Raw genomic sequence first — 8,412 nt, 5'->3', positions numbered from 1 at the left:
TTTCGTGGTGCTGGGCACGGCGCACTTGAACTACCTGGTTGAAGAGTTCGTTGCGCACTACCACGAGGAGAGACCACACCAGGGACTCGACAATAAACTGATCGTTCCTGGAAAACCACCGCCCGAGGACGAGACGATTCCTGCCTTGGCACAGATCGTATGTCGTCAGCGGCTGGGCGGGCTGCTAAGACATTATGAGCGCCGGGCCGCGTAAGGCGCCATCAGGACTCGGTGAGCGAGGGTCAATCTGCGCGCGGACGTTGAAAAACAACTCTCTATGGATCGTCATCGCGCGGCCGCACGTACATTACTCAGCGTTTCTCGCTACCACCGACGAACCGTTCGCGTCGTTTCGACTGAGAAATTGCGATCCGTTCCTGCGACGATACTTTTTGTCCAGGGCGGGCTCCGTTGGGGCGGAGCGTCGCTGCGGCCCGCGTTTCTCAATATTCAACCGTGGCTATTCGCATCCGCCTTTGCGACGCTTACGGAATGGGAGGATACCAGCCGCGCCACCGCACAACAGCGACCAGGCGATGATCGAACCCGGCTCGGGAACAACACCGAGCACATAGAGCGAACTCGAGGAATCTGTGGCCGATTCAAAGAAGGAGACTTCGCTCAATCCAGTCGTAGCGTTAGATCCCTGCGACGGGACCAGCGTGCTGTAACTTAGGAAATCCGTCGCATGCAAATGGAACGACGCAGGGCCAAGGAAGACGTCAATGATCGACGTCTCCGTCCCCCCGCCTAAGAACAGAGTCCCGCCCCCTGGGGCGTTGTAGCCCAATTTAAACGTGTACGCCCCCCCCTGATCGACTCCTACTCCTCCGGAGGTTTTGGTGAACGTTGGAGCGGGTGCCGTGCTGGACCCATCGTTGGAAGCCGTCAGCGAACTAAGCCCACCGCCAGCAGCCAATACGCTGGGGATGATGTTGAAGGCAGCAAGCCCCACTGCCTCGCTGCTGGTAATGCCGTTCGCTGTTATCGTCAACTGAACTTCATTGGTGGCTAAACCTGCAAGGCCCGAATGATCTTGGATCGTCGCCTGCAGGTAATCAGCCGACGGCTCGTTCGGCGCCCCGCCCTTGTATTCGTGGGAAACGCCATATTCGAACATGATCGACGCCTTTGCCATGCTGACGGAGACGAGAAGCAAAGCCGGCCCGATCACTCTTATTGCGGATTGCATGGCGCGGATTCCCTTTCCGATGTTAGGTCGAACCAGCTCTTTTGCTCGCCCCGTCCTACTAGGCCGCTGGAAGCTAAATCCTGACGCCCGCAACTTCCTTGCAATGTTGACAGGAAGTTCTAATTGCTCACAGCGCATGAAAAAGGGTCGCTAGGTGGGGCAGGAACCTAGCGACCCCAGGTCACCCCTAAGGGCAACGACGATCAATTTAGTCTGGCGCTCGGCGCTGTGAACAAAGGCGCGTGACAAGGCCGCGAGCGCCTTGGGGTCGCTGCGGCTTAGTGGCGTGCGTTCATGCACCGTGCCACTGTCAGCGTCGGTTTCACAGTGGCACTAGCATGAGCGCATAAAAAAGGGGGCGCCAGAGGAGCAGTGACCTGAAAGCCCAAGCTTCCCGTAGTGGACGCCATTGCAAGTATAACGGTGGAAGATGAAAAGAGCATGAAAAGTGCCGTCAGGCAAGGAAACCGCCAATCGAGGCAGGTGTGCGCCACATTCGCAGCACGGGCAACTCGCTTGCGCGCCACCTCGGCCTTGTCGCCTTCAAGTACGTCGCGTTTGATCACGTCCTTTTCGAGAACTACGCGCACATCCTCGACATCGATGCGCACTTTCGGGGATAGTCTCTGTAGCTCCCGGCGGATTACGGCCAGAACAGCATCGCCGAGGAGCGTAGCGCCCACGAAGAACCGGCTGAGTGCTTCCTGGTGTATCTGGTACTCTTCAATCACAGACTTGGCCCAACCCCTCCCAGGGACGGAATCGAACCGCCGCCATACGAGTTAACGGCAGTGAGCCAGCCCTGGCGACTTCAAAGCCGCAAGCTCTCATGCACAATTAAGTTACGATAGTTTTTGTACAGGGCGGTCCCTGTTTCTTCGATAAAGCTTGATCGTCGGCTTCAAAGGACCGACACTGATGTGCGACGTCCGCTGTACCGGCACGCCTCAACCCTGTGAGCATGTGGCCATGCGACATGAATTAGCCGCGCAATTACTACATAGAATAACTACACTCATCATTGCTGCAGCTACAGCATTGGGTGGCAATACCCCTTTAAAAGCCGACAATAGTACAAGATCTCAGTGTAGTCCGAATATTATCATCATACTTGCGGATGATCTCGGCTACGGTGAATTGGGATGTCAAGGTTTCACACGTGAGATTCCCACGCCGCACATCGACAGCATCGCTGACAACGGCGTGCGGTTTACCAACGGCTATGTAAGCGGTCCTTACTGCAGCCCAACGCGCGCGGGCTTCATGACGGGGCGTTATCAGACGCGGTTCGGGCACGAGTTCAACCCCGGGCCAGTACAGTTGGCCCCCAAGACATTCGGACTACCGTTGAGCGAAACCACGATCGCCGACCGACTCAAGGCAGCAGGCTATACGACAGGCTGGTTCGGTAAATCACACCTTGGTTACGAGCCGCCCTTTCATCCGCTGAAGCGCGGGTTTGAGGAATTCTACGGATTTCTCGGCGGCGCGCACTCGTACCTGAATGCCATGGCCGACAGGGCCAATCCGATTTTGCGCGGCACCACACCGACCGCCGACATAGACGGCTACACGACCGATGCCTTTGCGCGTGAAGCGGTAAAGTTCATCGAGCACCACAAATCGAGCCCCTGGTTCTGCTACCTGGCCTTCAATGCCGTACACGCGCCGCTGGAAGCGACTGACAAGTACCTTGTGCGATTTGCAAGCATCAAGGATGACAAACGACGCAAATACGCCGCGATGCAGTCCGCGATGGACGATGCCGTTGGCAGCGTGCTGGGCAAGATCCGTGAGCTCGGACTTGAAGAGAACACCTTGATTTTCTTATTCAGCGACAACGGAGGGCCCACCGCCCAAACGACCAGCGGTAACGGTCCCCTGCGCGGCTTCAAGGCACAAACGTGGGAAGGAGGCATCCACGTGCCCTTCATGGTTCAATGGAAAGGCCACATTCCGGCCGGCAAAATCGACGACCGGCCCGTCATTCAGCTCGATATCCATCCGACGGCGCTGGCCGCTGCCGGCGTCGCGATCGCACCCGAATGGAAACTGGATGGCGTAAACCTTATGCCCTATCTCACCGGCGAAAACACTGACGCCCCGCATGAGGCGCTGTATTGGCGCTTCGGCTCGCAGGTCGCGATCCGCAAGGGGGATTGGAAGTTGGTCAAGGGGGTTGGCAACGCGGGCGTCCAGGGAATTGAACGTCGGGCCAAGGCCAGCATGGAAGGCGCAGAGCTTTACAACCTTGGCAAGGACATTGGCGAGAAAATGAATCTGGCCGAACAACAGCCGTCTAAGGTCAAAGAGCTCGCCGCCGACTGGGATCGTTGGAACAGCGACAACGTCGACGCGAAGTGGGTTCCGACCAGACGCGCAGGCAACCGCGCGAATCAGGTGGATTGAATCCTGGACGCTTAATTGTTACTTGCCCTGTTCTTAACAATCGGATCTCGCTTCTCGCGCGCACCTTCAATGAACGTCTCGAGCATTGTCGCCATTCCGCCAACCCCCCTGCCCCGGCCACCCAGACAAGGGATTTCTTCCAGAAGGGACTCTCCGGCGTGGATTACCTGATCCCATCTGCCGAGTGTGTAGTTGATTCTGAACTCTCCGTAGAGGCCGGCGTAAACGGCCGACGGGTTTGATTTCAACACCGAGAGCCGGCGATACCAGGCAAGCGCGTCGTCAGGACGATTCAAACACCACGACTCATTCAGGACGGCCATCAGCAGCAGGGCTTGCGGGTCGTCCGGACTGTTGGCCAAAACGGCCTCGACGCGGCGGCGGGCGCTATCGAATTTGCGCAGCAAGATCTCGAAACGCGCGGCCGCCAACGGGCTTGCCTCTTCGGCCAACTTCTGCTTTCGCTGACGGACTTCGGCCGAGGTCATGACGCGACCGGCCGCCTTGGCGGCTTTGAGAAAGTCGGCAGTCCGGAAATATCCGCAGCCGTTAGCACTACCGACCCATACCCCGTCATCGGTACCTAGCGGCCATTCAGTGCCAAACTGTTTGCGCGGCCGAAGTGGGCCAAACCAGGTATCCGATTTCGGTTCATAACACGTGATCCCGTCACCTGGATCGACTAGGAATAAATGGTCCTTGGTCTGTGTTATGAGACTATGTTCAGCCCCGTCGTCGTTGATCGGATGCCGACGATCTGTGGGGAAATCGCCCGGCGGAGTAATAACGTCTCGTGCCAAGTCATTGGGCTCACGCGATCCGCCGCGCAGCGAACTGCGGCTCCACCAACTGCGCACGACAGTCCCTTTGTCGTCAATCTCGTGCAACCCCCAGAACGAAAGCACGTACCGCTTATCGCCGACCACCGCCATGCTAGTGAGTCGATTGGCCGGGGCCGGCCAACCATGCGGTCGGACCACGGGCCAATTCATGTTCAAGCGCGGCGCCCGCAAAATATCCGAGATCAGACCGATGTAGGTGATGCCAGTTAATTGTTCGCCATGTTGCCAGACGCCGATCGGTGCAATTAGTTTGGAAGACTGCCCCGCGAGCCGATTGATCAGTTTGATTTGGCGGGTTGCCGTGTCGAAGGTACTGAAGCTAACGCGGCCGGTGTTCGGATCACCCGCAACGATCAAGAGAGTGTGCTCGTCCATGGGGTGAACAAAAGCCACGTACCAATCCGGCAAGCCTTCCTTGGGTGTGATTTGAGTCCATGCGTCGGTGGCCACGTCGTAAGTCAATAAACCGGTCCGCTTGGTGGAAACGTGCAATGCCCCCGCGAGGAAGCTCGCACCGGTTACGGCCAGATCGCTGTTGAGTGCCGGCAACGTCAAGGTCACCGCGTTCTTCAATGCGCCCTGCTGGGCATCGATGGGGATCCGCACAATTTGTTGTCGCGATGGTCGATTCTCGCGTCCGGACAATTCGACGGGATGAGCCCCCGAGACGCCGTATGCGGCGTCAGGGCCTGCCGCCAGCGGTAACATCGACGACGAGCTCTCAACGATGTCAAGTAAACCGGTGCCTTGGTAGACGGGATAGTCGTCCCACGTCAGTTTAATTTCCTCGACGGGCGTCGTCAGTTTTTCCACCCAACGATCGTAGTCAGCAAGTAGTTGAGGATCTGCCATCTGGACGACCGTTGCGCGAAGGGATTTAGCGGTGATCCCCTGCTTGGAAACCCATCGTCCGCAGGTCATGTACTCCTGCAGACGTTGGCGAGCCTGAATTTCATCACCCGATTCGAATGCCGCGGCAACCAGCAGCGAACGCACACGCAGAAAGCTCGCCTCGACGCTGGCGCGATGATCGATATCTTTGAATCCCGCGAGTTGCGGCGTTAAGATCTCGACGCGACGACGTACTTGTTCAAGCCATTGGTTGCATTGATTTCGATCGCCGCCGTTGGCCAGCCAGCCCCGATAGGTTGCTTCCACCATGAATCCGCAATTCGAAATATAGGTGTGGAGGTCCTCTCCCATACCAATGTCAATAATTCTTTTATTAAGTTCTGTTTGCGGCAGGTCCTTTGAGGGTTTGTCTCCGCGAAACGCGCTAAGAGAAACCATTACAGTTCGGCGATGTTCTGAGAATGGGAACCGTTCCAGGTATTGGATGACCTCGGGAACCATTTCTTCAGGGAATCGGTTGCTACGCGCTTTGGCTTTTATGAGACGATAGGCCGCTTCCTCGTACGTCGGATCGAGCTTGGCGGCGGTTGCTATGCGCTCTAAATCGGGTTTTCCTCCCGAGCCCCTGGATGGTAGGGCCGCAGCCAGTTCCGCCTCGGCCTGCCGGCGGCGAGTGATCATTTCGGCCACATAGTCGGCGGCGGTTTCTGGTTTGGCGGACCCGAGTTTCTTGGCCAGCAATTGGCAAGCCTGCGGCGCGAGCTTAGACCATTCGGCCACTTTACCGCGCACGCGCTGCCAGTCACCGTCTTGTCCGTTCTTGCCCAGCCGAAAGCGCAATTCGATCGTCGTATCGTCAAACGTCTTACCTCTTCCATCTGTCTCGACAAGTTCCACGGACAGCAGGCGATCGGCATGGGGCGCGAATTGCCGTCCTCCGGCTAGTTGCGTGTGCCCTAGCAGCAAAAGTAGCGATTCCTCTTTGGCCGACAGTGCCTCTAGATGGCGCACAACGCAAACTTTGGGATTCTGCACCGCAATTTGCTCGACCATGCGCTGAAAATCTTCGCGCATCGGTTGTAGGCGATCCAGCCCGCTCGGTGTCGCCACAGGCAATAATCGCACCTTCACCATGCCTGCTGTAATCGACAGGGCCTTACGCGCCGATGCCTTGCACGTTGTCGCAATCTCGCTCAAGCGGGCGGCGGGAACCTCGACCGTCCAGGGCCACTCGTGGGAGCCTGCGAGGTTTCCGCTCGACAAATCGACAACGCTCACGACCAACGCCGGCTCGTCCCTCAGCAGATCGATACCGACTCGTATCAGGCAGTCGTATGCCAACGCTGGTTTGGCGACGTCGCCGATTGCCCTTTCCGCCAGCACACGGTCGATCTGTGTACGATCTACGACGCGCAGGCCGGCATCTTTGGCTAATTCCGCCGCCAGTTGGTCGCAGAGGAGGTTGACCGACTCAATCGCCTCTTTGGATGCCGCCGACTGTTCCGGCGGAAGTATCATGACGGTGACCGCAGCGGCGCCAGAAACTGCCTGGCAATGCCCGGTGAGGATGGCAAAGCCTGCGGCGATCCGCAGCAGCATCGATCCTCTAGAACAAACGGCGCTGTGGATCCGAACTGAGTCGATCATCTTCTTGATTCACTTATTCCCTGGACGACATTGTCTCGCAACTTGAACACTGCACAGATCGATGACGTCGGATCACTTTTGCTCTTGTTCGCTTGCGACGCGGCGGATCACTGCGTCAGCGGCCTGCATGCCGGCCTCTTCCAAGGCGGTCTTGGCCGCCAGTGATTCGACCAGGTCCGCCCCTGCCGCGACGCCGCGATCGCTGACTTCAATCAACCGGCCAGGCACGGGAATCAGTCGCAGCTCGACGCGGGCGCGACAACTCGTCAGCCCCTGAATCTGCGCGGCAAAAGCGCTAGTACCTTCCCCCTCGAGCAAGTAGTCGACCTTATAGTCGCCGAATTTACCGGTTTGCAAAAGCGATCTTTTCCAGCCCTCGGGAGGATCTTTGGGAACGACCACCGATATTCCCAGGCTGCGAAGCCGCTGCATGATGGCCATTTGCGCTGCCGGATCGCGCAATGGACGGCCGATATGGGCTTCCTCGACGGCGACCAAGATCACTTTGCCCGTCAGTTGCTGGGCAAGCTTACGCAATTCGGCCATGTCCGCGTCCGTGCGTTCAGCCGCCGGGCGTTGCAACCGCTGGATGCTTTCCGTCAGTGGACCGGTAAGCCGTTGCAGGACGGTTTCAAAACCATTTTCCACTGTGGCCTTGGCGGACACCGTTGTCTGAACCGTGGTTTCGACGTCCACAATCCTTAACACAAGGTAAAAGGTCTCGCCGATCTTGCTCGCCCGCCCAACTACGATGTATTGAGCGGACAGAAACTTCCCGAGCTTGACCGCGGAAGCACTATCGACCAGCCCGCTCAATGCAATTTGGTGTTCGGTAGCTACCCGATTGATTTGATCGCGGTTGAGTACGGTAACTTGCGGCAACTCTGCGAGCATCGTATTGAGATAATCGGTGATCGCGGGTGCTTTGACAGCGACCCCCTCGACAATATCCGTGTCGAATACCGCCAAGTGAATCGGACGTAGTTTTTCAACTGCGTGAGCCTGCGGTGCCGACTGCTTTTCCTGTTCGTCTGGCGCATCCGCTAGAGACGAAGCAGGCACCCAGCAGAAACTCGCGAGCGCAACGAACAGACCCGCAAAGTATTGTGTGCTATTCATTCGCATGATTGGCATGATCTGTCTCGTGGGCGGTATCCGCCAAAGAAATATTCCACTCGGTAAAGGCTTGCATCAAATGTAATTGAGAGTCCATGGATGGGGGCAAGGAATTGTCGGGCCACCAAAGAACGCCGGACCGTGGCGATCGATGGCGCGGGCGATCCAATTCCAGCCACTTCCAATCATCCAAGATCGGTTTGTCGCCAAGGATCAAGAGTGGTGATTCTAGGCTGACCTGGGATTCGATGGCGTTGATGGCGCCGGGCGCCTCAAAGAAATCCGCAGGGGGTAACGTGTTATCGCGCAGATCGAGCACGTAGCCTTGGATTTTGGGCGATTCCGCTTCACGGA

At 57.6% G+C, this 8,412-nt stretch carries 7 protein-coding genes; 2 read left to right on the top strand and 5 right to left on the bottom strand.

All coding sequences use genetic code 11. The annotated features are described in order from the left end of the window. The coding region (locus VGG64_08985) for a hypothetical protein (protein HEY1599723.1) at positions 1-214 on the top strand (214 nt) is incomplete at its 5' end. Between the two features lie 246 nt (positions 215-460). Here VGG64_08985 and VGG64_08980 read toward each other — a convergent pair. After that, a complete protein-coding gene (locus VGG64_08980; protein HEY1599722.1) occupies positions 461-1,192 on the bottom strand; it encodes a hypothetical protein in 732 nt (243 codons plus the stop codon). 278 nt (positions 1,193-1,470) lie between these two features. Further along, complete coding sequence (locus VGG64_08975; GenBank protein HEY1599721.1) at positions 1,471-1,923, bottom strand: hypothetical protein; 453 nt, start codon at positions 1,921-1,923, stop codon at positions 1,471-1,473. Positions 1,924-2,110: 187 nt separating this feature from the next. Between VGG64_08975 and VGG64_08970 the strand changes: the two genes are divergently transcribed. Beyond that, a complete protein-coding gene (locus VGG64_08970; GenBank protein ID HEY1599720.1) occupies positions 2,111-3,601 on the top strand; it encodes a sulfatase-like hydrolase/transferase in 1,491 nt (496 codons plus the stop codon). Between the two features lie 11 nt (positions 3,602-3,612). On the opposite strand, the gene VGG64_08965 is transcribed toward VGG64_08970, so the two are convergent. The 3 genes from VGG64_08965 to VGG64_08955 all read right to left on the bottom strand — a co-directional run. Beyond that, positions 3,613-6,942, bottom strand: a complete 3,330-nt coding sequence (locus VGG64_08965) for a hypothetical protein (protein ID HEY1599719.1) — start codon at positions 6,940-6,942, stop codon at positions 3,613-3,615. 72 nt (positions 6,943-7,014) lie between these two features. Next, complete coding sequence (locus VGG64_08960) at positions 7,015-8,076, bottom strand: CsgG/HfaB family protein (protein HEY1599718.1); 1,062 nt, start codon at positions 8,074-8,076, stop codon at positions 7,015-7,017. Further along, the coding region (locus VGG64_08955; GenBank protein ID HEY1599717.1) for a hypothetical protein at positions 8,054-8,412 on the bottom strand (359 nt) is incomplete at its 5' end. The genes VGG64_08955 and VGG64_08960, both read right to left, overlap by 23 nt.

This window comes from Pirellulales bacterium (assembly GCA_036490175.1).
In the GTDB taxonomy this organism is placed as follows: domain Bacteria; phylum Planctomycetota; class Planctomycetia; order Pirellulales; family JACPPG01; genus JACPPG01.
Note: the sequence above shows the minus strand (reverse complement) of the source record. Positions and strands in the feature narration are given on the sequence as shown.

Excerpts from the sequence above, each read along its gene's own strand:
- VGG64_08980 (HEY1599722.1), bottom strand. The coding sequence starts at position 1,192 with ATGCAATCCGCAATAAGAGTGATCGGGCCGGCTTTGCTTCTCGTCTCC.
- VGG64_08970 (HEY1599720.1), top strand. The coding sequence starts at position 2,111 with ATGTGCGACGTCCGCTGTACCGGCACGCCTCAACCCTGTGAGCATGTG.
- VGG64_08965 (HEY1599719.1), bottom strand. The coding sequence starts at position 6,942 with ATGATCGACTCAGTTCGGATCCACAGCGCCGTTTGTTCTAGAGGATCG.
- VGG64_08960 (HEY1599718.1), bottom strand. The coding sequence starts at position 8,076 with ATGCCAATCATGCGAATGAATAGCACACAATACTTTGCGGGTCTGTTC.